This is a genomic window from Campylobacter sp. RM9331 (assembly GCF_020137685.1).
Classification (GTDB): Bacteria; Campylobacterota; Campylobacteria; order Campylobacterales; family Campylobacteraceae; genus Campylobacter_E.
In genome coordinates, this window is sequence record NZ_JACGBA010000010.1 from 36,532 (window position 1) to 61,937 (window position 25,406).

Annotated in this window: 23 protein-coding genes and 2 pseudogenes; 8 read left to right on the forward strand and 17 right to left on the reverse strand. The window is 28.2% G+C overall.

What is annotated here, in order from left to right; translation table 11 throughout:
- The first annotated feature begins 108 nt into the window (after nt 1-108).
- The 4 genes from AVBRAN9331_RS05385 (at nt 109) to AVBRAN9331_RS05400 (ending at nt 5,021) form a co-directional block, all read left to right on the forward strand.
- On the forward strand, nt 109-465 hold the full coding sequence (locus AVBRAN9331_RS05385; RefSeq protein WP_214117879.1) for a RidA family protein: 357 nt from the start codon (nt 109-111) through the stop codon (nt 463-465).
- 109 nt (nt 466-574) lie between these two features.
- Nucleotides 575-1,564, forward strand: coding sequence for a GMP reductase (locus AVBRAN9331_RS05390; RefSeq protein ID WP_214117880.1), 990 nt, complete (start codon nt 575-577; stop codon nt 1,562-1,564).
- Nucleotides 1,565-1,908: 344 nt separating this feature from the next.
- The gene (locus AVBRAN9331_RS05395) at nt 1,909-2,499 is read left to right on the forward strand and encodes a hypothetical protein (protein ID WP_336612576.1); all 591 of its coding nucleotides are present in this window, start codon (nt 1,909-1,911) and stop codon (nt 2,497-2,499) included.
- Nucleotides 2,500-3,377: 878 nt separating this feature from the next.
- Complete coding sequence (locus AVBRAN9331_RS05400) at nt 3,378-5,021, forward strand: methyl-accepting chemotaxis protein (protein ID WP_214149777.1); 1,644 nt, start codon at nt 3,378-3,380, stop codon at nt 5,019-5,021.
- A gap of 42 nt (nt 5,022-5,063) precedes the next feature.
- On the opposite strand, the gene AVBRAN9331_RS05405 is transcribed toward AVBRAN9331_RS05400, so the two are convergent.
- The 11 genes from AVBRAN9331_RS05405 to AVBRAN9331_RS05455 are packed head-to-tail and all read right to left on the reverse strand — an operon-like array spanning nt 5,064 to nt 16,036.
- Complete coding sequence (locus AVBRAN9331_RS05405) at nt 5,064-5,822, reverse strand: 5'-methylthioadenosine/S-adenosylhomocysteine nucleosidase (RefSeq protein WP_336612577.1); 759 nt, start codon at nt 5,820-5,822, stop codon at nt 5,064-5,066.
- Complete coding sequence (locus tag AVBRAN9331_RS05410) at nt 5,819-7,183, reverse strand: uracil-xanthine permease family protein (protein WP_214117884.1); 1,365 nt, start codon at nt 7,181-7,183, stop codon at nt 5,819-5,821. Before AVBRAN9331_RS05410 ends, AVBRAN9331_RS05405 begins: the two co-directional genes overlap by 4 nt.
- 1 nt (nt 7,184) lies before the next feature.
- Complete coding sequence (locus AVBRAN9331_RS05415) at nt 7,185-8,303, reverse strand: GDSL-type esterase/lipase family protein (protein ID WP_336612578.1); 1,119 nt, start codon at nt 8,301-8,303, stop codon at nt 7,185-7,187.
- The gene (locus AVBRAN9331_RS05420) at nt 8,300-9,220 is read right to left on the reverse strand and encodes a DUF459 domain-containing protein (protein ID WP_336612579.1); all 921 of its coding nucleotides are present in this window, start codon (nt 9,218-9,220) and stop codon (nt 8,300-8,302) included. Before AVBRAN9331_RS05420 ends, AVBRAN9331_RS05415 begins: the two co-directional genes overlap by 4 nt.
- Nucleotides 9,220-10,557, reverse strand: a complete 1,338-nt coding sequence (locus tag AVBRAN9331_RS05425) for an MBOAT family O-acyltransferase (protein WP_214149781.1) — start codon at nt 10,555-10,557, stop codon at nt 9,220-9,222. The genes AVBRAN9331_RS05420 and AVBRAN9331_RS05425 overlap by 1 nt, the downstream gene beginning before the upstream one ends.
- Before the next feature lies 1 nt (nt 10,558).
- Complete coding sequence (locus tag AVBRAN9331_RS05430; RefSeq protein WP_214149782.1) at nt 10,559-11,539, reverse strand: UDP-N-acetylglucosamine--N-acetylmuramyl-(pentapeptide) pyrophosphoryl-undecaprenol N-acetylglucosamine transferase; 981 nt, start codon at nt 11,537-11,539, stop codon at nt 10,559-10,561.
- On the reverse strand, nt 11,536-12,717 hold the full coding sequence (locus AVBRAN9331_RS05435) for an FtsW/RodA/SpoVE family cell cycle protein (protein ID WP_336612580.1): 1,182 nt from the start codon (nt 12,715-12,717) through the stop codon (nt 11,536-11,538). The genes AVBRAN9331_RS05430 and AVBRAN9331_RS05435 overlap by 4 nt, the downstream gene beginning before the upstream one ends.
- Nucleotides 12,718-12,719: 2 nt before the next feature.
- On the reverse strand, nt 12,720-12,941 hold the full coding sequence (locus tag AVBRAN9331_RS05440; protein ID WP_214117890.1) for a hypothetical protein: 222 nt from the start codon (nt 12,939-12,941) through the stop codon (nt 12,720-12,722).
- On the reverse strand, nt 12,938-13,873 hold the full coding sequence (gene lpxD, locus AVBRAN9331_RS05445; protein ID WP_336612581.1) for a UDP-3-O-(3-hydroxymyristoyl)glucosamine N-acyltransferase: 936 nt from the start codon (nt 13,871-13,873) through the stop codon (nt 12,938-12,940). The genes AVBRAN9331_RS05440 and lpxD overlap by 4 nt, the downstream gene beginning before the upstream one ends.
- A gap of 1 nt (nt 13,874) precedes the next feature.
- Nucleotides 13,875-14,336, reverse strand: a complete 462-nt coding sequence (gene ilvN, locus AVBRAN9331_RS05450) for an acetolactate synthase small subunit (protein ID WP_214117892.1) — start codon at nt 14,334-14,336, stop codon at nt 13,875-13,877.
- Nucleotides 14,333-16,036, reverse strand: a complete 1,704-nt coding sequence (locus tag AVBRAN9331_RS05455; RefSeq protein ID WP_336612582.1) for an acetolactate synthase large subunit — start codon at nt 16,034-16,036, stop codon at nt 14,333-14,335. The genes ilvN and AVBRAN9331_RS05455 overlap by 4 nt, the downstream gene beginning before the upstream one ends.
- A gap of 267 nt (nt 16,037-16,303) precedes the next feature.
- Here AVBRAN9331_RS05455 and AVBRAN9331_RS09880 point away from each other — a divergent pair.
- From AVBRAN9331_RS09880 to AVBRAN9331_RS05465, 3 genes and pseudogenes are all read left to right on the forward strand, one after another.
- Nucleotides 16,304-17,017: pseudogene (locus AVBRAN9331_RS09880) on the forward strand (cache domain-containing protein); the annotation flags it as partial.
- A gap of 363 nt (nt 17,018-17,380) precedes the next feature.
- Nucleotides 17,381-17,875 (forward strand): annotated as a pseudogene (locus tag AVBRAN9331_RS09885) (methyl-accepting chemotaxis protein); the annotation flags it as partial.
- Nucleotides 17,872-18,648 (forward strand): tetratricopeptide repeat protein, encoded by a 777-nt coding sequence (locus AVBRAN9331_RS05465; protein ID WP_214117895.1) that lies wholly within the window; start codon nt 17,872-17,874, stop codon nt 18,646-18,648. The pseudogene AVBRAN9331_RS09885 and the gene AVBRAN9331_RS05465, both read left to right, overlap by 4 nt.
- A 21-nt stretch (nt 18,649-18,669) precedes the next feature.
- On the opposite strand, the gene AVBRAN9331_RS05470 is transcribed toward AVBRAN9331_RS05465, so the two are convergent.
- The 6 genes from AVBRAN9331_RS05470 to AVBRAN9331_RS05495 all read right to left on the reverse strand — a co-directional run bounded on the left by AVBRAN9331_RS05470 (nt 18,670) and on the right by AVBRAN9331_RS05495 (nt 24,037).
- Nucleotides 18,670-19,989: a DnaB-like helicase C-terminal domain-containing protein gene (locus AVBRAN9331_RS05470; protein ID WP_336612584.1), complete on the reverse strand. Its 1,320-nt coding sequence runs from the start codon at nt 19,987-19,989 to the stop codon at nt 18,670-18,672.
- Between the two features lie 81 nt (nt 19,990-20,070).
- Nucleotides 20,071-21,150: a flavodoxin-dependent (E)-4-hydroxy-3-methylbut-2-enyl-diphosphate synthase gene (gene ispG / locus AVBRAN9331_RS05475; protein ID WP_214149785.1), complete on the reverse strand. Its 1,080-nt coding sequence runs from the start codon at nt 21,148-21,150 to the stop codon at nt 20,071-20,073.
- A gap of 1 nt (nt 21,151) precedes the next feature.
- On the reverse strand, nt 21,152-21,871 hold the full coding sequence (locus AVBRAN9331_RS05480) for a transporter substrate-binding domain-containing protein (RefSeq protein WP_214117898.1): 720 nt from the start codon (nt 21,869-21,871) through the stop codon (nt 21,152-21,154).
- Between the two features lie 9 nt (nt 21,872-21,880).
- Complete coding sequence (locus AVBRAN9331_RS05485) at nt 21,881-22,585, reverse strand: transporter substrate-binding domain-containing protein (RefSeq protein ID WP_336607300.1); 705 nt, start codon at nt 22,583-22,585, stop codon at nt 21,881-21,883.
- 8 nt (nt 22,586-22,593) lie between these two features.
- Nucleotides 22,594-23,328 (reverse strand): amino acid ABC transporter ATP-binding protein, encoded by a 735-nt coding sequence (locus tag AVBRAN9331_RS05490; protein ID WP_214117900.1) that lies wholly within the window; start codon nt 23,326-23,328, stop codon nt 22,594-22,596.
- Nucleotides 23,321-24,037: an amino acid ABC transporter permease gene (locus tag AVBRAN9331_RS05495; RefSeq protein ID WP_250325159.1), complete on the reverse strand. Its 717-nt coding sequence runs from the start codon at nt 24,035-24,037 to the stop codon at nt 23,321-23,323. Before AVBRAN9331_RS05495 ends, AVBRAN9331_RS05490 begins: the two co-directional genes overlap by 8 nt.
- Nucleotides 24,038-24,419: 382 nt before the next feature.
- Here AVBRAN9331_RS05495 and AVBRAN9331_RS05500 point away from each other — a divergent pair.
- A partial coding sequence (locus tag AVBRAN9331_RS05500) for a cache domain-containing protein (RefSeq protein ID WP_336612585.1) occupies nt 24,420-25,406 on the forward strand: 987 nt, incomplete at its 3' end.

The window sequence follows — 25,406 nt, forward strand, 5'->3', positions numbered from 1 at the left end:
CAAAAAAATTATTAAAAAATCCTTAATTATAAATATTTTTTATTATTTTTTATCAATTAATATTTTTTTGCTAATATTTTTGCAAAATTTTTCAAAAAAGGAGAAAAAATGAATTATCCAAAGGCTATTGGACCTTATAGTGTGTGTGGTAAATCAGATGATTTAGTATTTGTTAGTGGTCAGCTACCAATTGACCCTAGTACAGGAGAGTTTGTAAAAGGCGATATTAAAGAGCTTACAAGACAAAGTTTAAGAAATATAAAAGCTATCTTAAACGAGCAAGGTTTAGATATGAATAATGTTATAAAAACAATGGTTTTATTAGCTGATATAAATGATTTTGCAGCAGTTAATGAAGCTTATGCTGAGTTTTTTAAAGAGCCTTTCCCTGCTAGAAGTGCATTTGCAGTAGCAGCATTACCAAAAGCATCAAGAATAGAAATAGAAGCGATAGCTAAAAAATAATTCCGGTGAAAATCCGGATTTAAATTCCGTAAAGTATTTTTACTTTTAAAATCAAGTTTTTATTAATTGTTTATAAGATAAAATCAGTTCTTTAATTTAAGGAGATGAGATGTTAAATAATTTATTAGTATTTGATTATGAAGACGTGCAATTAATCCCTGCAAAATGTATAATCAATTCAAGAAGCGAATGCGATACTAGCGTAAGGCTTGGTAATAGAACTTTTAAACTACCTGTAGTTCCTGCAAATATGCAAACAATCATTGATGAAGAATTAGCGATTTCATTTGCTAGAAGTGATTATTTTTACATTATGCATAGATTTGAGCCTGAAAAAAGATTAGACTTTGTAAAAAAAATGCAAGAATTAGGGCTTTTTGCGTCAATTTCTGTTGGCATTACTCAAAAAGAATACGAATTTATTGATGAATTAAAAGCAAATGAGCTATATCCTGAATATATTACAATTGATATTGCTCACGGACATAGCGACAATGTAATTAAGATGATTAAATACATTAAAAGCACATTAAAAACTAGCTTTGTAATAGCAGGAAATGTCGGAACTCCTGAAGCTGTTAGGGATTTAGAAAATGCTGGAGCTGATGCAACTAAGGTTGGTATTGGACCTGGTAAGGTATGTATTACTAAGCTTAAAACCGGTTTTGGAACAGGTGGTTGGCAGCTTGCAGCTCTACGCTGGTGTGCTAAAAGTGCTAAAAAGCCAATAATTGCTGATGGTGGTATTAGAAATCACGGAGATATAGCAAAATCAATTCGTTTTGGAGCTACTTTTGTAATGATAGGCTCATTATTTAGCGGACACGAGCAAAGTCCTGGAAAAACCATAGAAATTGATGGCAAAAAAATGAAAGAATATTATGGCTCAGCAAGTGAATTTCAAAAAGGTGAGCGTAAAAATGTAGAAGGTAAAAAAATGTATGTTCCATTTAGGGGAAATATTTTTGATACCTTAAATGAAATGAGAGAAGATTTGCAAAGCTCAATTTCTTATGCAGGTGGAAAAGAACTTCGTGATATTAGAAAAGTTGATTATGTAGTGGTTAAAAACTCAATCTTTAACGGAGATACTATCTAATTAATAAATTTTCCTAATTTAGCTATAAATTAGGAAAATCCATACTATATTAAATAATTTTTTTAATTTAAATTCCAAACTAGTAGTTATTTTGATTAAGCACAAAATATAATATTTTGCCTTATAACGACATTTAATATTTAATTCACATAAAAAAACTTATTTTTAAACTATCTAATTAATCTTATTAACTTTTATTAATGGGGGGGGGTATTACAATAAATTTTATTTCATTAAAGGAGTTAATATGGATAAAAATTACGATGCTATCTAACTAATTTATTTTAAAACTAAAAAATATAAAAAATCTAAAAATTAAAAAACTATTTTAAAAGGAAAAAACAATGAAAAAATTATTTAATATTAAAGGTATAGCAATATTATTAGTCATAATAACTATTGTAGGTTCTTTTGGAGCATTTAAAGGAATGAATAGTGATTCTTTTAGTGATGATAATAAAGATAATAAGTACATGTCAGAATGTGTTATACGAAAAGCAGATATATTGCATGATGTAAAAGCTTCTACTGCAAATTTTAAAAATTATGATAATGCAAGACTTCATCATCACATATTTGTTATAACTTCACAATATAGAGATGCTAAAATAAAGATGCATGAAAGTATTTCAAAAATTTATGGTATAAAAGCACGACATAATGAAGAAAATGGTCCTGTATATGATCGTAAGCCAACCACTAAAGAACAACAAGAGGAATTAGATAAAGCAAAAGAACAGGCTAAAGAAGCTTACCAAGAATTACTTGAACTATATATAAACATTAAACCTCAGGTTTTAACTTTAGTAAAAGAAGCACAAAAACGTAATGGAACAAACGAACAAGGAATACTCTATAATTATACAAAATATGAAAATTACGGTTTAGAAGATACAAATTGTACTGATAAAATTGAAGACTTCTATAACTTATAATAAGTTTCAAATGTTAAGATGTTGTAAAAAACAATGTCTTAACATATATTTTTATGTCATTGTAGCTCAGCAGTAGAGTACTTGGCGTTTCAAACCATGTTGTGGTAGAATTAGGTTTGCAATTAAAAATATTCCTATTGATTGGATTAGCAAAACGTTGTTTCAAACCATGTTGTGGTAGAATTAGGTTTGCAATAAATGCGAGAGAACGGGTTGTATGTTTTGTTTGTTGTTTCAAACCGTGTTGTGATAGAATTAGGTTTGCAATAGCAAGTAAAACTTGCTTATGTGTTAAGTATTTGAGAGTTTTTAAAAAGTAGTGATTTTTCCACTTTTAAAATTCTTTCAAATTTTAGCACTTTAGTGGAAAAACTAATCATAGACTTACAACACATTAGCGTTTGAAATCACTTTAAGTTTAGAAAAATACGAAGCTCTGTCTTAGACACCTTCGTAAGATTATTAAAGATTAAAAAGGACTTATAATGGGATTAGGTCAATTTTGGTATAAAACAAAAACCTAATCCATAAGCTATCTTGCTAAATTAATGAAAATTATTAAACTAAAATTGAAATTATCAAAAAACCTTTAAAAAAATAAATTTAAGCACCTTAAAACACAAAAGCTATTAATTAAAAGGATTATGCAATTAATTCCTAATTTAAATTCTTTTAATTTTAAAATATAAAAATCATCATAAGATATTGATTTTAACGCTATTAAATATATGAATTTCAACTAAAATTCCTAGCTTATATGCTTAAATTAAACTTAATTAATTCATATATTAAATTATCATTATAATTTTTCTAATTTTTATTTTGCTAATTAATAATTTTTATTATAATAAAATAAATTTAATTTAAAAGGAAATAAAATGTTAGGGAAAAATCTTTCTTTAAAAGCCCAATTATTCATTGGTTTTGCTAGTATTCTTGCATTTATTTTAATCATATTTTTTAGCGGATATATTAAAATTAATAGCGTAAATAATGATTTAAATGAAATTAGCGATGTAAATGCTGTAAAACAAAGGTATGCAGTTGATTTTAGAGGTAGTGTGCATGATAGAGCAATAGCTATTAGAGATGTTGTTTTATTAAGTGATAAAAACGAGATAAATAATGCTATATCTTTAATTGATAAATTAGAAAACAATTACAATGTAGCAGCTAATAATATGGCAAAAATATTCGCAAATGCTGATTTAGTAGATGATAAAGATAGATTGATTTTAGAAAAAATTAAAGGCGTAGAAGCAAAAACTCTTCCTTTAATAAAAGAAATAATTCAATATAAAAACAATAATGATACAAACAAAGCTCACGAAATATTATTATCTCAAGCAAGAGATAGTTTTGTTACTTGGCTAAATGTTATTAATGAATTTATTGACTATCAAGAAGCAAAAAATCAAGCATTAACAAAACAAGCAAGAGGGACAATTAGCAGCTTTTTAAGTAGTAGTATAGCAATTAGCATAGTTGCATTTTTAGTAGCGATTTTCTTAGCACTTTATATAACAAGATTAATTATTAGTTCACTTGGTGGTGAAGTAAAAGACGCAGTTAAAGCAGTAATTAGCATATCGCACGGGAATTTAGATACTAAAATTGATACTAAGTATAAAGATAGTATGCTATATGCTTTAAAAGAAATGGAAAATAAATTAAAAGACATTGTAGGAGAAGTAATTCATTCTTCAAAAGAATTAGAAAATAGTGCAAAAGAAGTAACAAATGCTTCAAATAATGCTAGTAAATTATCAAACGAACAACAAAACAAATCAAGAGAATCTTTAGAAAATATAAACAATGCTAGAATAGCTATGCAAGATGTATTAAATATAGCAAATCAAACGAAAGAAAATTCTCAAAAAACGGTTGAATTATCAAATAATGGAATTAATTCTATGAGAACTACAATTAAAGAAATAGAAAAAATCACAGAAACCGTGCATTATTCTTCAGAGCAAATCAAAATGCTAGATAAACACTCAACCGAAATTAGCAATAGTGCAGAATTAATTAAAGAAATCACAGAGCAAACAAATCTTCTTGCATTAAATGCTGCAATTGAAGCAGCTCGTGCAGGAGAGCATGGGCGTGGATTTGCAGTTGTAGCTGATGAGATTAGAAAATTAGCAGAAAAAACTGACACAGCAACAAATGAAATATCAAATATGATTTCAATAATACAAAGCGAAACTCAAGCAACGGTTGATGCTATTCAAACAGCAGTTCCACAAGTAGAAAGCGGAATGAGACTAGCTAATGAAGCTAATTTGATTTTAGAGCAAATCAGCCATCAAGCAAATGATTCATTATTAAAAGCTAATGAAGTAAGTAACGCTGCTAACGCACAAGTAGAAAAACTTCAAAGCCTAAATAACGATATGATAAGTATCACAAAAAGCTCTGAAAATACCAATAAATCTATGCAAGAAAACACACACGCAGCAAATAGCTTAAAAGAAATTGCAAATACCTTAACACAACATATAAAATATTTTAAAATATAAAAAGATTTTTATCCTAGTTTTTGCTAGGATAAAAATTAAATATCAAAACTTATCAATAATCTTTATTAATAATTCTTGTAATTTAATAGCAATACTAGGAGTATAATCAATATCTTCAATCAAATTATCAGACACAATTCTAATAGCTAAAAACGGCACATTAAAAGCTTTAGCAACTTGAGCAGCAGCTACACTTTCCATCTCTTCAACGCTTGCATTATAGGTTTTATTCCAAAGATGAAGCATTAAGATTTCTTTATTAAAAGCATCAGCACTAGCTATATTTACCTTTAAAACTCCTTTAGGAGCTAGGCTTATAAATTTATTTACTAAAGTTTCATCACTTGTAAAATACTCATTTTTTAAATCTTCATTATTTGCATCTAACAAAGTTAGTGGAGCTATCATTGGCTCTTTTGCTAAAGGATTGATAGTGTATAAACTCTTAGGAGTTTTATAAGAATTTGCATTATAAATTCTATCTCCTACAACTATATCTCCTAATTTAAGACCTTCTACAATAGCACCTGCTGTGCCTTGATTTATAATAATATCAGGCTTAAAATAAGTTATGCCTAAAGTTGTAGCTGCTGAAGCATTTACAAGACCTATTAAAGTCCTTGATACTACAATATCTCTTCCTTTAATTTTGCCTTCATAAAATATATAGCTACCGATTTTAACTACCTTTTTATCACTCATAGCATTTACTAAAGTATCAATCTCAATAGGCATTGCACCTTGAATTAAAATCCTAGCAAAAATAAAGCTAGGAATTAATAATATTAATAGTTTTCTCATTTATTGTCCTTAGGTAATAAAATCTCAAGCAATATAGCACTAAATCCTGCAGTTGCAACTGCTGAGCCAAATAGATTTTTAAACACATCAGGTAAATGCTCTAAAATAAGTGGTTGAGTGCTTACCCCTAAACCTAGAGCAAGTGAAATTGAAAGTATCATAACAGAACGCTTATTTAATTCTTCTCTTGAAATTATTTTAATTCCAGTTGCAGCAATTGTTCCAAACATTACTAAAATAGCACCACCAATTACAGGTTCAGGTATTCTTAAAGCAAACTCTGCAACAATAGGAAAAATCCCGCAAATCATAAGCATAATACAAACAATATATCCAACATAACGACTTGCAACCCCGCTTAGTGCAATTACTGCGTTGTTTTGACCAAAACAAGAATTTGGAAAGGTATTAAAAAATGCTGATACTAAAGAGTTAAACCCATTAGCAAATACCCCACCCCTTAATCTTCTTTCATATATTTCGCCTTTCATTGGCTGATGACTTAGCTCACTTGTAGCACTAATATCGCCAATGGTTTCTAGTGAAGTAACTAAAAATATTATCGCAAATGGCAAAATTAGGCTAGTTTCTATGCTAAGACCATAAAATAATGGTTCAGGAACTATAAATAAATTAGCCGAATGCACATTACTTAAATCAAATCTACCTAAAAATGTAGCAAGTATTAAACCAATAATAATTGAGAAAAATAAAGCTCCAACCCTAAAAATAGGCTTTTTAAAAGAGTTAAATACTACAATTGATAATAATACTACCCCACTTAAAGCTAAGTTTTCTAAACTTGCAAATTGTAAATTCGCAGGAATATCCTTGCTCATACTAGCAAATCCACCGCCTGCACTAATAAGTCCTGCACTAATTAAAGTAAGACCTATTATCATTACAACAATTCCGCAAACTAGATTTGAAATAATTCTTTTTACATATTTTAAACTGATTGATACTAGCATTTCAGTGATACTACATAACATAAGAGTTCCAAAAATTGCTGCTAAAATCTCTGCATCACTTAGGTTTTGATTTCTTAATACTAAGCCACCTGTAATGATTGCTGAAACGAAATTAAAGCTTGTTCCTTGAACACTTAATAAACCTGAACCAATTTGAAATTTTCCAACCTTTAAAGTCATCATTTGAATAAATCCAGCTACCCCACTAGCAAATAATGACATAGAAATAATCCTAGTAGCATTTTCAGGGCTAAGTCCTAATTCTTTTCCTATTAATAATGAAGGAGTTATTACTGCTACAAACATAGCTAATAAATGAACAAGTGCAGCTAAAACAGCACGCACAAACGGAGGCCTATCTTCTAATTTATATATTAATTCATCTTTCATTTTATTCCTTTGTAATCTTTAAAAACTCTAATAACCTAAATGCTACATACTCATAGCCCGACTTAGTAAGATGTGTATTTTTTAATGATTTTTTATCATTTATCCAAGCAATTTTTCCCCCTTCTTTTTGCATTAAATTATCTATATCAAAAATATAAACACCACTTGTCTTTGCCACTTGTTTGATTAAAGTTTTTACTAAAGCATTATTCTCTCCTTTAACATAGTTTTTATTCACAAATAATGTTGGTTCTGGCGGGATTAATAATATTATTTTTGATTTTTTTGTTTTGAAAAGTTCTATAATATTTAAATAGTTATTAATGAAATTCTCTTGATTAATCTTATTTGATACGCTCTCATTTGTGCCAAAAGAAAAAATTATTAAATCATAATCTAATTTCTTAGCAACACTTTTAGCTAAGTTATAATCTATTCTTGAATAATTAAAAATACTAGCTCCATTAATACCTAAATTATCAATATAACTAGAATTATTAGTAATAAAACCACCGATTTTATTTGCCGTTGTAGAAAAATTAATCTGATTTGTATTTTTTTGATAATTTTTTATATTCCAAATTCCTGATTTAAATTCTAAATACTCAACATTATTAGCCTTGAATTTAAGATGGATATTAATCTCACATTTTGCATTGCAATTTGCATTAATTCCACCAAAACTTAAATTAGTTTTTGTATTTATCAAATACTCTACATTAAATCCTAAGCTATTATAATCTGCTAAATACTGATTGTGCCATTTAGGTAAAATCGCAGGAACAAATCCTAAAGAGTGAATATTTAAAGCCTTTCTAAAATATTCGGGAATATAATCACTTGCTAAATGAGAATCTCCTATAAATGCTATTTTTTTATAAGGAATTAAAAGATTGCTTTTAGGTTTTACTTGGATTTCTTTTGGTTTATCAGGCTGAAAATTAACTAAATTTGTTTTAACTTTTGCTTCTTTGCTTACAAGAATTTCATTTTGGCTTTTTTGAGATATTTTAGGGGATTTATAAATCTTATCTGTTTTTATCTCTTTTATAAATAAACTATCCACATAACTACAAGATGAAAAAAATATAACTATACTAAGATAAATAATAATTCTCATTGTATTTCAACTGTTTTAAAAAAATCTTGTGAAATCAACTCATACCCAAGTGGAGTAAAGTGTATGCCATCATTTGACCTAATCCTTTTGCTTTTGCCATCTATCTTGATATAAAAATCAAAATGCTCGGTTAATACAGAATCTAATTTTATAAATTGATAATTATTTTTTTTAGCCAATTCATAAAATACTTCATTTAATATTTTTATTTTTTCATTTTGCTCATCGTTTTTAACTACAGGTAATTCATACCAAAAAATATTAGCGTTATAATCTCTTGTAATTTTTACAAGTTCATCAATTCTTTTTGTATAAAAACTCTTCCATTCACTATCGCCAAATTTTAATACCTTGTTGTTTTCATTAGCGTTCCATAAATCATTTACACCTACTAAAATTACTACATTTTTAATTGCACTTTCTTGTAAAGAAGATTTTAAAACCTTTGCATAATCATAGTATTTTTTCCTAAGTAATCCTGTGCTTTGCTTTGCTAAATTCTCACATTTAATATTTTGTTTTTTTAAAGAATTGCATATACTTAGCCCAACACCTTGCATTAAACTATCGCCTAATAAAATTACCCCATTATCTTTACTTAAAACTAATTTTTGATTATTGTGAATTTCTTGCTTAGCAATTAGCTTAATCATATATAAAGTATCAAGATAACATTTATGAAATACCTTTATTTTATTATTGTTTTCATTGCTTATTTGTGGTTTTATTTCTTTTACCTTTGTAAAAAACACATTGTATTCTAGGTATTCTTTAAATTCATTGCTTTTTTTAAAAAATGCAAAATCAAAATCTATATTTTTATGATAATTTACTTCATAATATTCTTTTAAAGAGTCGTTAAATAAGCTAATAAAAATAATGCTTGAACTAATAATTATTAAAACAAATTCTCTCATTAAAACCCTGCATATATAAAGTTAGGAATTCCACTTGGCATATAAATAAACACAATTAATAAAACTAGATTAATTACAATAATTTTTATAAAAATATTTAAATGTCTTAAAATATTTACAACCAATGCTAAGTGGTTTTTAGAATAAAAATTAATTATAAATAAAACAAATACTACTAAAAATATATAAATTTCTCTTTTATCAATGAAATTAAATTTCAAGAAAAATGAAAAATATTCTCTAACCTCATCAAAACTCACAAAATAAAAAAAGCTCCAAACAATGCTAATATAAGTAAAAGTTATAAATGAAGCTACAAATTTATTAAACCTATAAGAAAATAAAGAAATAAAAATCAGCCCTAAAGCGTGAGCTAAACCCCATAAAGCAAAATTATACGAATTTCCGTGCCAAATACCCGAAATAACAAAGGCAATAATAATATTTAAACTTGTTCTATTTACCCTATTTCCACCAAGTGGAATATAAATATAATCACGAATAAAACTTGATAAACTAATATGCCATCTTTTCCAAAAATCTTGAATGTTTCTAGCTTTAAATGGATTATTAAAATTCTTAGGCAATTTAAAGCCAATCATTAAAGCAAATGCAGAAACTAAATTAATATAAGCACTAAAATCTAAATATAATTTGATTGAATACAAGTAAAAACAATTTAATAAACCTAAAAAACTTAAATTATTTAAATCATTTAAAAATGCGTAAAAATACTTATCCACAATAGGTAAAATCAAAAATACTTTTACTAAAGCAAACAATAAATTAGCTAGTATTAAATCCTTGTGTTTAAAGCGTTTTAAAGTATTAAATTGCTTAATAAAATCAACATATCTAAATATAGGACCACTAACAAAAGTAGCAAAAAAACTAAGATAAGTAAAAAGCGTTAAATAACCAACTGGCTCTTGTTTTTCTTTATAAACCCAAACAATATAAGTAATTGCATTAAAAGTATAAAAACTAAGCCCTAAAGGAAAAATTATATCAGCAATCATAATATCAAAATAGCTTAGAACATAATCAACACTATCTTTAATACTTGAATAATATTTGAATATACACAGATTTAACACTATAAAAAATATAGCAGTATAAAAGATATTTTTAGAATTTCTAACATAAACGCTCAAAGCAAAAAAATGAATAAAAAAGCTAAAAACAAGCACTACTAATAAGCAATAAGGATTAAATAAATATAGTATTAGTATATTAAACCCTAATAATAAAGCATTTTGCTTATTTTTGCCTAGTAAATTAAATACAATGAAAAATATAAATATTAATATTAAAAACTCAACAGAAAAAAAGCTCAAATCAATATTCCTTTAAAACATTTGCTAAGAATTTAGCACCATTTACATTTTCATATTCATATAAATTATTAGCATATTCTAAGGCATTTGTTTTAAGCAAATTCAATACAAATTCTTTATTTAAATTCTTTTCTTCACAAATAAATGCTAGTTTGTTTTCTACTAAATGCAAGGCATTAAAATATTGATGATTTTTATAAGCATATTTATACGGCACAAAAAGTGTTGGCAAAGCTATATTTATTAGCTCAAAACTAGCACTAGCACCTGCTCTACTAATAGCAAAATCAGCTTCTTGCATATATTTATCAATCTCTTTTGAAAAACCTATTAGTGTTGGTTTAATTTCGTATTTCTCATACGCTTTTTCGTATTTATCATACTCTTTAGCACCACATTGATGAATTAATTTAATATTTAATTTTAATAATTCAGGATAAAGCTCTAATGCAAAATCATTCAAAAATCTAGCTCCTTGAGAGCCACCTATTATTAAAATCGTTTTAATTTCGGTTCTTTTTCTTTTATTGAGTGCAAATTTTTCTTGCACAGGGTAAGGGCAAAACTCTTTTTCATAAGCTGAAAAAAACCTTTTAGCAAATGGTTTTGTAAGGCGATTTGCAAGACCCATTTTTGAGTTTTGTTCGTGAATTATTAGTGCTTTAAAACTAATAATTGCAGCTATACTAGCAGGCACACTTGAATATCCACCAACGCTTAAAACACAAGTAATTTTATGCTTTTTAAATATTTTAAGGCATTCAAATACTAAAGCTATTAAAGAAAATAAAACTTTAATCTTGCCTAAAATTCCTTGATTTACAAAACCACTACTTTTTAAAAAATAGCAATTACTACCTTCAAACCATAAACTATCTTGTCCTTTAGTGCTACCTATATAAACAAACTCATCTAATTCTTTTGACACAGCTTTAGCTACTGCTAAATGCCCACCTGTTCCACCACCAGTAATTGCTATCATTCTTTATTTTCCAAATTAATATTTTCTCCTGTATTTTTAAAAATACTTAATAATATTCCAATAGCTATAGAATTAGCCAACATAGAGCTACCCCCGTAGCTTAAAAACGGCACTGCAATTCCTTTTAAAGGAATTAAAGAAATAATTCCACCAATATTCATTAAAAAAGTAGCCATAATACAAACACCATAGCCTATACAAAACAAATAATTTTGCTTATTTTTCATATAAGTTGATAATTTTAATACCGAAGCTATTAAAAAACCAAATAATAAAGAAACAAACAAAAATCCTAAAAATCCTATTTCTTCGGCAATGCCTGATAGGATAAAGTCAGTATGAACCTCACTTAAAAATCCTAATTTAAAAACCCCTAATCCAAATCCTTGCCCTAATAAATCTCCATTTGTAATAGCATTTAAACTATGTGATATTTGATAAGGCTCACTTGAATGGGCTATTTTAAGACTTTCTTGAATGCTTTCAGGGAAAATTGGTAAAACAAAATCTTGAATACTACCCCACCACTCAAGCCCTCTTTCAAGTCTTCTAGGATTATAAGCTATTAATGAAATTCCAGCAGCAATTGCAGCTAAAAATAAATATAAAATATTTCTAAACCTAACCCCAGCAGCTAATGCCATAATAAACAATGTAACAGCAGTTACAACACATTGTCCTAAGTCATTTTGAGTAATATAAGCATAGCCAAAAATAAAACAATATATAGCTATAGTTGGAGCTAATAATCGCAAATCTTGTATAAATGTTCTTTTGCTTTTATCAATCTTTCTTGAATATGTAAAAGCCAAAAAAGCTATAAAAGAAATTTTTACAAATTCTAATGGTGCAATGGAAAAACCAAAAAGCCTAATCCATCTCCTAGCTCCTTTAGTTTCAACAACTAACGAAGCAGGTAAAAATGGTAAGACAAAACAAGCTAAAACACTGCAACCTAAAATAACATATAAAATTCTATAACAAGCCTTTTCGCTAATTAATTGAAATGTAAAAATAATAAGCACTCCAACAATCGCAAACAGGGTTTGAGAAAATAAAAAACCATAAGGAGATTTTTGTCCCCCATAGTTAAAAAAACCCATAGAAAAAACAAAAACTATGCTAAACATCATAAGTATTAGCACTATTTCAAAAATTCTTAAATGGGTTTTAATCAATTTTATTGCCTTTTGCCACTAATTGATTGTAAAGCTATTATTAATTCATCTAAATTTTCATAAGGAATATGAACTTTCCATTCTGGAATATTTTCTTTTAAACACACAGCTATGCTTAAAACATCATTGCTACCATCTCCATAAGGGTTTTTAATATTAGCTAATGATATTTTGCCACTTTGAGTGCCTTTGAGTAAAATTGAACTAATTAGTTCAGCTTTCATTTATTAATCCTTTTTAATTTTGCTTGCATTTTTAGCCACTCACTTTGCTCCATTATAGGAAATCCACCATAAACCTTGCCACCAGCTAAATCTTTACTAACTCCACCCCTAGCAGCAATAATAGCACCATCGCCAATTTTTAAATGCCCACTCGTTGCACTCTGACCGCCCATTACGACAGTATTTCCAAGCTCACTTGAACCCGCAAGTCCTGTTTGAGATACTAATAAGCAACCTTGACCTAAAACACAATTATGTCCTATTTGAACTAAATTATCAATTTTAGTGCCTGTTTTTATAAGTGTTTTTGAAAACACTGCTCTATCAATACAAACGCACGAACCAATCTCAACAAAATCTTGTAATTCTACATAACCATTATGATAGATTTTAAAATGTCCTTTGCTATTACTTGCATAGCCAAAACCATCGCTTCCAATAACACTTCCAGCGTGAATTATACAATGATTTCCTATTACACTATCATTGTAAATTGTAACATTTGGGTATATTATTACATTATCTTTAATACAAACTCCATCGCCAATATAAGCACCTGCTAAAATAGTGCAATTACTTCCTATGCTAACATCTTTACCTATATAAACATTTGGCATTATTGTTGTATTTTCGCCTATGATTGCGTCTTTACCAACTCTAATTAAATCCTTAGAAAATACCTTACTAAACAATGCAAAAATATATTTTGGGTCTTCACAAATAACTGCTTTTACATTTGTTGGTAAAAGATTTGCTAATTTTTCACTAATTAATACCGCACCTGCTTTAGTAGTTTTTAAAGCATCACATTCTTTTATACAAAAACTAAGCTCATTTTCATTTGCATCTTCTAAGGAATTTAGATTTGAAATTTGCATTTCAAATTCTATTTTAATTCCTATATTTTCACATAATTCTTTTAAACTTTTCATATTAATTTTCCATCAAAACAACGCCGCTTCTAGCACAATCTTTAGGATTGTATTTTTTAATCGTCTTTAAAAAATTATCCACTCTATCGCTAGTATCATTTACGCAAATTGTCATATATTCATCATTTGAGTGAGCTATTGTTCCATTATAGCCTTTTAATAAACTATCAAGACCAGCTAGATTTTGGTCTATATTGATTTTTACCAAAACACATTCACGCTCAACAAATTCGCAATCTTCAAAGACTTTATAAGTAGAAATTAATTTGTGAAGTTGTTTAGTAATTTGCTCAAACACAGCTTCATCTCCACTTGTAATTATATTAATTCTTGAAAACTCTGTCCCTGCAATAGGAGCAACAGTTAAGCTATCTATATTATAACCACGACCAGAAAATAACCCTACTACTCTACTTAAAACCCCGTGTTGGTTTTCTACAATAACGCTTAACGCCCTTCTCATTTGCTATCCTTTGTGATTAATTTTTGTGGTAATATCATATTATAAATTGCAGCACCTGCTGGAACCATTGGTAAAACATCTTCAAATCTTGAAATAATAACATCAATCACGCAAGTTCTAGGGCTTTTTAAACATTCGTGATATGCTTTAATAAATTCATCTTTACTCTTTACTCTAAAGCTATCACAGCCAAAACTTCTTGCTAACATTTCATAATCAGGTTGCACATCTTCAAGATTAGTTTCTGAATATCTTTCATTATAAAATCTAGTTTGCCATTGGCGAACCATTCCTAAATAAGCATTATTTAAAATAATATTAATTACTTTTTTACGCTCTGCAGTTAGCGTCATTAATTCTTGAATATTCATCAAAAACGAACCATCACCAGCAAAATTAAGAACTACTTCATTATTTTTTGCAAATGCAACTCCTAAAGCAGCAGGAATTGAATATCCCATAGTTCCTAAACCACCACTTGTACTAAGTCTTCTTGGCTCACTAAATTTAAAAAATTGTGCTACCCACATTTGGTGTTGCCCTACATCGGTAATAATATTTGCATTAGGAGTAATTTTCGCACATTCATTAATTACCCATTGTGGTTTTAAGATTTCATCGCTATCTTCATAACTAAATGATGGATATAAACTCTCGTGTCTATCTAAAACACTATGCCAAGTTGATAAATCAAATTCAAATTCTTTTACCTCATCTAAAAGATCGCTAATAACACTACCAACATCTCCGACTATAGGAAAATCAGCTTTAATGATTTTAGAAATTGAAGTTGGGTCAATATCAATATGAGCAATTTTTGCTAATTTTGCAAACTCGCTAGTTTTACCTGTAATTCTATCATCAAATCTAGCACCTAATGAAATTAATAAATCACATTCGCTCATAGCCATATTAGCTCTATAGCTTCCGTGCATTCCTGCCATTCTTAGATTATACGGATTATCGTGTTCTAATACTCCTAAACCCATTAAAGTGCAAACCGCAGGAACTTTAGTTTTTTCCACAAATTTACGGATAGCCTCGCTAGAATTTGAGCTAATACAACCACCACCTATATATAAAAGTGGTTTTTTAGCTTCCATTAAAGCACTTGCTAGGCGTTTAATTTGTCTTGGATTGCCTTTATAAGTTGGCTTATATGTTTTCATATTTACTTCACTAGGATATTTAAATTCGCCTTTAATAGCTGTAATATCCTTTGGAATATCAATATGAACAGGCCCTGGACGACCACTTCTTGCTATAAAAAAAGCTTCTTTTAAAACTCTTGGTAATTCTTCAATAGTTTTTACTAAATAAGAATGCTTTACACAAGGCCTACTCATTCCAACTGCATCAATTTCTTGGAACGCATCAGTTCCTATTAGTGAATTTGCAACTTGAGCTGAAATTAAAACCATAGGAATACTATCAGCATAAGCTGTAGCAATCCCTGTTAAAGTATTTGTAAATCCTGGACCACTTGTAACAATAGCAACTCCAACTTTACCACTAGCCCTTGCATAGCCATCTGCTGCGTGAGCTGCACCTTGTTCGTGACGAACTAAAACATGTTTAAAATCATTTTGTTTATATAATTCATCATAGATATTTAAAGCTGCTCCACCAGGATAACCAAAAACTACTTCAACACCTTCTAGCTTTAAAGCTTCACAAATCATCTTTGCACCTGTAATCATACTGCCTCCATTAGGTTTTTTCTTAGGATTTAATCAAATTTTGCTTATTTAATAATTAATACAAATTAAAAAGAATGAAAAATGTAAAAAAAATAAAATTTAATTAATAAAAATTTATCTAATATATTTATTATTTACAAAAAATTAAAAGGATTTAGAATGAAAATTTCACTTAAGATTAGTATATTGGTATTTTGTTCATTATTACTATTAGTAGTATCACTTAGCTTTAATTCTAGTTTAATGTTTGATAAGTTAGAAAACAAAATGCTAACTGAAATTGAAAACGAAAGCATATATCTTAGAAAAGAACAAGTAAAAACTTTAGTAGAAAGTATGGTTCAATATACAAAAACAACATATAAAGATTTAGAAAATCAAAACAAATTAAAAGAATTTAATGACATATTAAAAAACAAATTAGATGAAGTAAGATACGATAACAATACTAAAGGATTTTTAGTATTTCAAGAAGATGGTTTAGTTGTGTATCACACACTAAAAGATTGGATTGGAACTAATAAAATTAATTCAGTTGATACCAATAATAAAGCTTTCATACAAGATATAATCAATGCTGGAAACAATGGTGGTGGCTTTAGCGAATATGAGTTTAAATATAAAGATAAAACTACTAAGAAATTCTTAGCATATTCATTACAAGATAAAGCAAGTGGCTTGATATTTAGCACTGCAGTTGATTTAGATAGTGTTTATACATTTTTAGATAAAAACGCAAAAGAATTAGGCGAAGAACAATTTAAAGAATTAATAAAATTTATAATTATTAGTGCAATTATTTTCATAGTTTTAATGCTTATTGCATATATTTTCGCAACTTTATTTATATCAAAACCTTTAAAAATATTAGAGATTAAAGCAAGAGATTTAAGCAGTGGAGATGGGGATTTAACTAATAAATTAGAAGTAAAAGGAAATGATGAAATAGCTCACGCTTCAAGTGCTATTAATGAATTTTTAGAAAAAATAAGAATTTTAATCAAACAAGCTAAAAATATTTCTAACGAAAATGCTTCAATAGCAAGTGAATTAGGCAATACTAGTCTTCAAACAGGAAAACGCGCTGAAGAAGGCAGTGAAATAGTAAATCAAATAGCTAAAAAAGGACAAAATACCAAAGAAAGCTTAGAAATAGGAGTTCAAAAGGCTAAAGAAGCTACTATAAAATTAGATGAAGCTTTAAATATGATGGAAACTTCAAATAAAGAAATTAATATATTAAGTAATAAAATTATAAATAGTGCAAGTATTGAAAGCGAACTTGCTATGAAAATAGAAAAGCTTAGCACAGATGCTGATAATGTAAAATCAGTATTAGAAATCATTAACGAAATTGCAGACCAAACAAATCTTCTTGCACTAAATGCTGCTATTGAAGCTGCACGTGCAGGCGAGGCAGGTCGTGGGTTTGCCGTAGTAGCTGATGAGGTTAGACAATTAGCTGAAAAAACACAAAGAAGTCTTAGCGAGGTAAATGCTACTATAAGCATTATAGTTCAAGGTATAAAAGACGCAAGTGAGCAAATGAGTATTAACTCAAACCAAATGCAAGATTTAAGTAATATTGCAAATTCTACTAAAGATAATATGAATATTATGAAAAATAGCGTAGCAGAAGCTATTAGCTCAAGTGAAAAAACCGTGAATGATTATATAAATACAAGTAAAGATATGGAAGAAATTCTAAATAATTTAAACAATATGAATACAATAACGAACGAAAACGCAAGAAGCGTTGAAGAAATAGCTGGTGCAGCAAATCATCTTAGTGAAATGACTGAAGAGCTAAATAAAAAATTACAAGAGTTTAGAACATGAAAAAGATATTATTTTTAATTAGTATGAGTTTAGTATCAATGGCTGATTATTTAAGTGATTGTGAAAATAGCAAAATCCCTGCTGCTTGTTATAATCAAGGTGTAGTTGAATATAATCAAGATAATTTAGGTCTTGCTATAAGACATTTTACCCTAGCTTGTGATGGCGATATTTATAATGCTTGCTACAATTTAGGGGTAATTTATAGTAAAAATAACGAAAAAGATAAAGCAAGTAAATATTATGAAAAATCTTGCGATAATGGAAATTATGAAGCTTGCTTTTATGCAGGGATTAATACTCAAGATTTTAATAAATCAAAAGAATATTTAGCAAGAGCTTGTGAAAATAGCTATAAAGATGCTTGCTATAATTTAGGAATACTATTTAAAAAAAATCAAGAATTTGATAATGCAAAAATATATCTAAAAAAAGCTTGTGATGATAATTTAATCCCAGCTTGTTATGGCTTAGGCAATTTATATGCTAATGAAAAAAATAATAATTTAGCTATTAAATATCTATCAATTGCTTGTTCTGCTAAAGATTATAATGCTTGTTATAATTTAGGTAATGTATATTATGAATTAAAAGATTATGATAAAGTAGCTAGTTTGTGGAATCAATCTTGCGATAATAAAGACGCATACGCATGTAATAATTTAGGCGTTATGTATCATAAAAAAGATAAAAATATGGCTAAATTGTATTATAAAAAATCTTGTGATTTAGGAAACAATATAGCTTGTGAAAATCTAAAAATACTTGAATAATTTAGGAATTTATTTCCTAAATTAAAATTCTTCAGTCTCGCTTGGTTCGTTGTCTTTTCTAAACTCAAGTTGTAAAAATTTCGCTTTAGAAGCTTTAAAATCAAAATGAATTTCTTTTAATTCCCCACTTCTATTTTTAGCAATATCAAGTATAGCGTGGCGTTCTGCTAAAATAGTCGGATCATCATCAGCCTTATTAATAAATAATATCAAATCAGCATCTTGTTCTATACTACCACTCTCACGAATGTCTGAGAGCATAAGTTTTTTATTCATCCTAGAATCTACCGAACGATTAACTTGAGAAAGAGCTAAAATAGGGATTTTTAATTCTAATGCAAGTAATTTTAACCCCCTACTAATCTCACTTACTTGAATATGTCTATCAGCCCTTGTATTTAGTGAGTTCATAAGCTGAATATAGTCTAATACACATAAACCTATATTGTTATGCTCTTCTTTTAATCTTCTTAAAGATGAGCGAAGAAATTCTATATTTAAATTACCCTTATCATAAATATATAAAGTCTTTTCACTAAGCATATTCGCACTCATTTGCATATTATTTATCTCATCTTCTGTTAATTTATCTCCTGTTAAGATATTTTGCAAACCTATTCCTGTATCTTGCGCTATTAATTTAGCCATTATCTTATAAGCTTCTGTTTCAAGACTATAAAACACCACTCCAACATCTTTTTTAAGTGCATTTAATAAAATATTTAAAGCAAATGTAGTCTTACCCATACCAGGACGAGCTGCAAGAATTATTAATTCCCCTGCTTTAAAGCCCTTTGTATAATGATTTAATAAAGAAAAACCTGTATCAACCCCGATTACATCTTTATCAATTATCTTACTAACCCTATTTAATTCTTCATAAAACTCATTAACAGCAGTTCTTGAACTCTTTAAAGTATTATCACTAACGCCTGATACTAAAGAATAAATCTTAGCATTTAAATTATGCGTATAATCAATACTATCTTGCACACTGCTTAGCTCTTGTGTGCTTGTATTCATTAAAGAATTAAGCTGGTCTTTTACACTTAAATTCCTTAACATTTTTGAATATTCATCAACTTCTATGAAAGAATTTTGCTGCTCAAGTGCAGTCCAAAAACTATCCTTTGCACTTGCAAAAGAAATTTTTACTAATTTTAAATCCACACTCTCTCTAAGTCTTCTTTTATTTAATATAAACTCAAATATATCAGCGTGTAATCTATATGAAAAATCACTTGGCTTAATAATACTTGCGGCTATATCTATATTTTCATTATTTTCTATACAAGCTAATAAAATACTTTGCTCTAATTCAATATCAAAATACTTACTCATAATTCTTCCTTAATTCTTATTTTAATCTCTCGTAAAAATTAAAGAAATTAAAATAAGAATTTGAAATAGGAATTTCAAATTCTATTCTTCGTGAAGTTTTGCTTCGTCTAATACTTCATCTAAAAATCTATCTACTAAAGTATCATATTTGCATTTTGCAACCACTTCGCCGTGTCTTATTACTAAGCCTTCATTTTTGCCAAATGCAATTGCTACATCAGCTCCTTTAGCTTCTCCTAAAGCATTTACAACACAACCCATTACACTTATATTTAATGGTGCTTTAATGTGTTTTGTCTTTTCTTCAACCACTTTAACAGCACTTAATAAATCGCTTTGTATTCTTCCACAGGTTGGACAAGAGATTATGTTTATACCGCTTTTTTGCACTCCGCTATCTTGCAAAATCGCTTTAGCGACCCTTATTTCTTCGCTAAGCTCTCCTGTCATAGAAACACGAATAGTATCGCCTATGCCATTTAATAATAACTGACCTATAGCAATTGAGCTTTTTATTGTGCTATGAAACTTAGTTCCTGCTTCAGTTACTCCTAAATGAAACGGATAATCACACAATTCTCTTAATCTCGTATAACTTTCTATTGTGCTTTGTGCGTCTGAAGTTTTAATACTTATTTTAATATCCCTAAAATCAAAATCTTCAAGTAATTTAATATTATAAACAGCACTCTCAAGCAAGGCTTTTACACTTCTGCCGTATTTGTTTTCAAATTGCTTTTCAATACTTCCGTGATTTACACCAATTCTTATAGGAATATTTCTTTGCTTACAAGCATTTACTACTTCTTTTATATTTTCTTTGCCACCGATATTTCCTGGATTTATTCTAATCCCATCTATAAATTCAGCACAATATAAAGCTAATTTGTGATTAAAATGAATATCTACAATTAGCGGCAGTGGGCTTTGCTTTTTAAGTTCTGCTAAAGCCCTTGCATCTTTTATATCCAAACACGCAACTCTTACTATATCAGCACCTGCTAATTTTAACTCAATTAATTGTTCTAAACATCCATTAATATCTTGAGTTTTTGTAAATAGCATTGATTGAACGCTAATTGGAGCATCACCACCGATTTTAACCCCGCCTACACTAATTTGCCTAGTTTTAAATCTAGGCTTAAAAAAATCACTTCTCATATTAATTTATATTGTATTTTTTAAGTAAAGCTTCATATTCGCTAGTTTTTATAAATTCTTCTAAAGCTTTATTTAATTTCTCTCTTAGCTCTACATTTTCATTTTTGCTAAACGCTATAGAAAATCCTTCTGTGCCATCATCTTCATTATAAAATTCAGCTAAATTAGGATATTTTGCTAAATATTCTCTTGCTACAAGTGCATCAAATGCTAAAGCGTCTAATTTTTTATCATTTAAAGCCATTACTAAAACAACAGGATTTTCATTAGGTTGCACTAACGCACCTACTTGTTTTACTGCTGCTTCTTGAACCGTGCCTAATTGCACTCCTACTTTTTTACCTTTTATATCATCTTTAGTTGCAATACTGCTATCTTTATGCTTTAGATAAATTGTCTTAGCTTTATAATAAACATTGCTAAAATCACAAGCTTTTTTTCTTTGTTCGCTTGAACTCATAGCACTCATAATAGCATCAATCTTACCTGCTTTAAGTGCTGCAATAAGTCCATCAAAACTCATAGCTTTAAACTCATATTTTATACCAGCAATTTTTGCTAAATTATCAAATAATTCAGCATCAAAACCACTAATCTTATCATCAACTAACATATCAAATGGGGGATAATCAGGAGAAATCCCAACTTTATAAACCTTGTCATTTGCATATAAACAAGCACTAAAAATCAGTGCAAACACTACTAATAAAAACTTTTTCATAACTACTCCTTATAGCCCGTATTTTTTGATAAGCTCATCATACTTACCACTTGCTTTTACTTCTTCAAGGGCTTTATTAATTATATCAATTAAGTCTTTATTTTTATCCTTTGCAAATGCAAATGCAAAACCTAAAGCCCCGTCATTTTCTTCATAAAAACTCTCAATTTCAGGATTTTTTGCCATAAATTTCTTAGCCACAAAAGAATCAAAAACAACCGCATCTATTTGCTTATTCACAAGGCTCATAACAACCACTGCTGAATCTTCGTGTAAAATCACATTAGCACCTAAATTTCTTGCAGTATTTTCTTGAATTGTGCCAAGTTTCACTCCTGTTTTAACACCTTTTAAATCTTCTTTTGTAGTGAAAATATCGCCCTTTCTTTTAAGATACATAGTTTTTCCAAAAAAATAAGGATTAGAAAAATCACAATTCTTCATTCTTCTTTCGCTAATACTCATTCCTGAAGCTATCATATTGATTTTACCGGCTACTAAAGATGGAATAAGCCCATCAAAACTCATATTAACAAATTCAATCTTAAGATTAGCAACCTTTGAAATCTCATTTACTAAATCAACATCAAAACCACTCAATTTACCATCAACCATCATATCAAACGGAGCGTAATTTGCCGAAATACCAACCTTAACAACTTCATTTGCATAAGCAAATAAAGTTATAAATAAAGCTAAAAAAATCTTTTTCATATCTAATCCTAATGATTTAAAACTTTGTTTAAAAACTCATTTAATCTAGCATTTGTGCTAGAGTTAAATACAACTTGTGGCGTATCATCTACTGCTATTTTGCCACTTTCCATAAAAAATACCCTATTAGCTACATTTTTTGCAAAACCCATTTCGTGAGTTACTAATATCATAATAGGAGCGTTATCTCCACTTGCTATTTCTTTAATAAGTCCTAAAACTTCTCCTACCATTTCAGGGTCAAGCGCACTAGTTGGCTCATCAAATAATATAACTTCAGGCTCCATCATAAGGCTTCTTGCTATTGCTATTCTTTGTTTTTGACCGCCGCTTAATTTGTGTGGAAAGAACTCTTCTTTATCAGCTAAACCAACTTTAGCTAAAAGATTTCTAGCTTTTTTAATAGCTTCATCTTTGCTTAAAATATTTAAACTAACAGGGGCTAAAATCAAATTATCCAATACATTTTTATTTGCAAATAGATTAAAATGTTGAAATACCATTGATACTTTTTGTCTGTGCTTATTAATATCAATTTTTTCATCTAAGATATTTTCATTATTGATTAAAATCTCTCCACTACTTGCAACTTCAAGTTTATTTAAACATCTTAAAAATGTGCTTTTTCCACCGCCACTAGGTCCAATAATAGCAATAATATCGCCTTTATTAATCTCTACACTAATATCTTTTAATACTTCTAAATTCCCGTAATTTTTGCATAAATTAGATATCTTAATCATTTCTTTTTAGCCTCATTTCTAATAATCTTACAAAACAAGTGAATACTTTAACACTAGCATAATACACAACACCTGCGAAAATATAAGGCTTAGGGTCGTATAAAAGTGATTGAAAAATCTTGCTTTGAAAAGTCAAATCAACAACGCTTATAAACGCAACTACTGAAGTTTCTTTAAACAACGATATAAACTCATTTGCTAAAGCAGGAATGATATTTTTAACAGCTTGTGGAAAAACTATCATTTTCATAGCTTGAAAATGCGATAAACCCATAGACCTTGCTGCTTCCATTTGACCTTTATCAACGCTTTCAATCCCACTTCTAATAATCTCTGCAACATAAGCACTAGAATTAAGTCCTAAAGCAATAACGGCTACAAAAAATACATTTTCAACTTGAGCAAAAACCACAAATGCAAATATCATTAAAAGTAACATTAATGGCATACCCCTAATTAAATCTAAATATTCATTGATTAACATTGTTAAAAATCTATTCCTAAGCACCAATAAAAACGCTAATAAAAATCCACCAGTAAGACCAATAATCAAACCAAGTGAAGTAAGTCCTAAAGTAGTGCCATAACTTTTAAGATAAGCTAAATGCTCTGCTTCGCTAAGTTCTTTAAATGGATAACAATAATAAGTAGTAATAATCACTATTGCAAGTGGAAAAATTACTTTAAAAATATTTTCTAAATTCTTCAATTTTTTTCCTTTAAACAAAATAATAAAAAGTGTAAAAACACAACTAAAAAAACGATTATAAATTAATGAGTATTATGTAGATGACGAAGATGATGACGGATAGTAAGATATTTGTTGTGCTTGATTAAATCTATAATTTTCATCTTTTCGTCCTTTAAAAAAAATAAGTTTGATTATCTCTTTTTTAGCTTAATGATTTATTAAATTTATTAATTTTTAAGCTTAAAAACTTTTTTGTATTTTTTAAGATACTTATAATTGGAATTTAAATTTATATAAAGAATTTTTATTACCTAATAATATATTTTATAATTTTATTTTTATTTAAGGTTGGGGGGGGGTAAAATTGGTATTTGATTTCAATTAAAAAAAGGATTACCAAATGAAACTTTCTTTCAAAATTTCATTAACAACTGCAAGTTTATTTGTAGTTTTACTTTTAGCTTTATCTTATATGCAAAGCAATAAGACAGAAGATATAATCATAAATAATTACGATTCTTCAATAGCAGGAGAATTGCAATTAAGAAATGCTTATGTTGATGAATATATCAAAACCCGTATTGAGCAAATTGAAAAAATTGCAAAAACTTTTGAAGATGCTGATGATTTAAGTCCAGAATTTATCAAGCAAATCATTAGTAGTGATAATAGGGTTTTAGATTTTCAAGGATTATTTATAGGTTTAACAAATGGCGATGTTTATAAGGCTGAATCTGATTTAACTTTTAGATTAATCCCTAATTTTGATGGTAGAACTAGAGCTTGGTATAAAGAAGCAGTAGCTTTAAAAAAGGCTAGTAATTCATCAATTTATCAAGATGTCTCAAGCAAAAAATCAGCCACAACTATTTTTGCACCTGTGTTTAAAAATGATAAAATCGTAGCTGTAATTGGTGGAAATATACTAATAAATGATTTTAGCGATACCATTACAAAAATTAAATCTCATAATGATATTAGCACTTTAATTCTTGATAAAAATAATGAGATAATAGCTAGTGAAAACGCAAACGAATTAGGCAAACCTGAATGGCTTGATAGTCTAAATCAAAAATTATCTACTCTAAAAACTAATAAGAATTTAAATCATATTGTTTTTACAAAGGATAATAAAAATTACTTAGCTTATTGTATTATTAATGATATAAGTGGATTTAGTATTTGCACCATTATTTTAGAAGATGTAATAAATAATAGTGTAAATGATGCTAGAAATGCTACTTTAATAAGCTTTTTAATATTTTTAATAATAGTAATAGGATTTTTAAGTTTAATTATTAATTTTTATTTAAAACCTTTATCAAAAATCACACAAGGACTTAACGAATTCTTCTCTTTCCTAAACCACGAAAAAGAAGACGCTCAC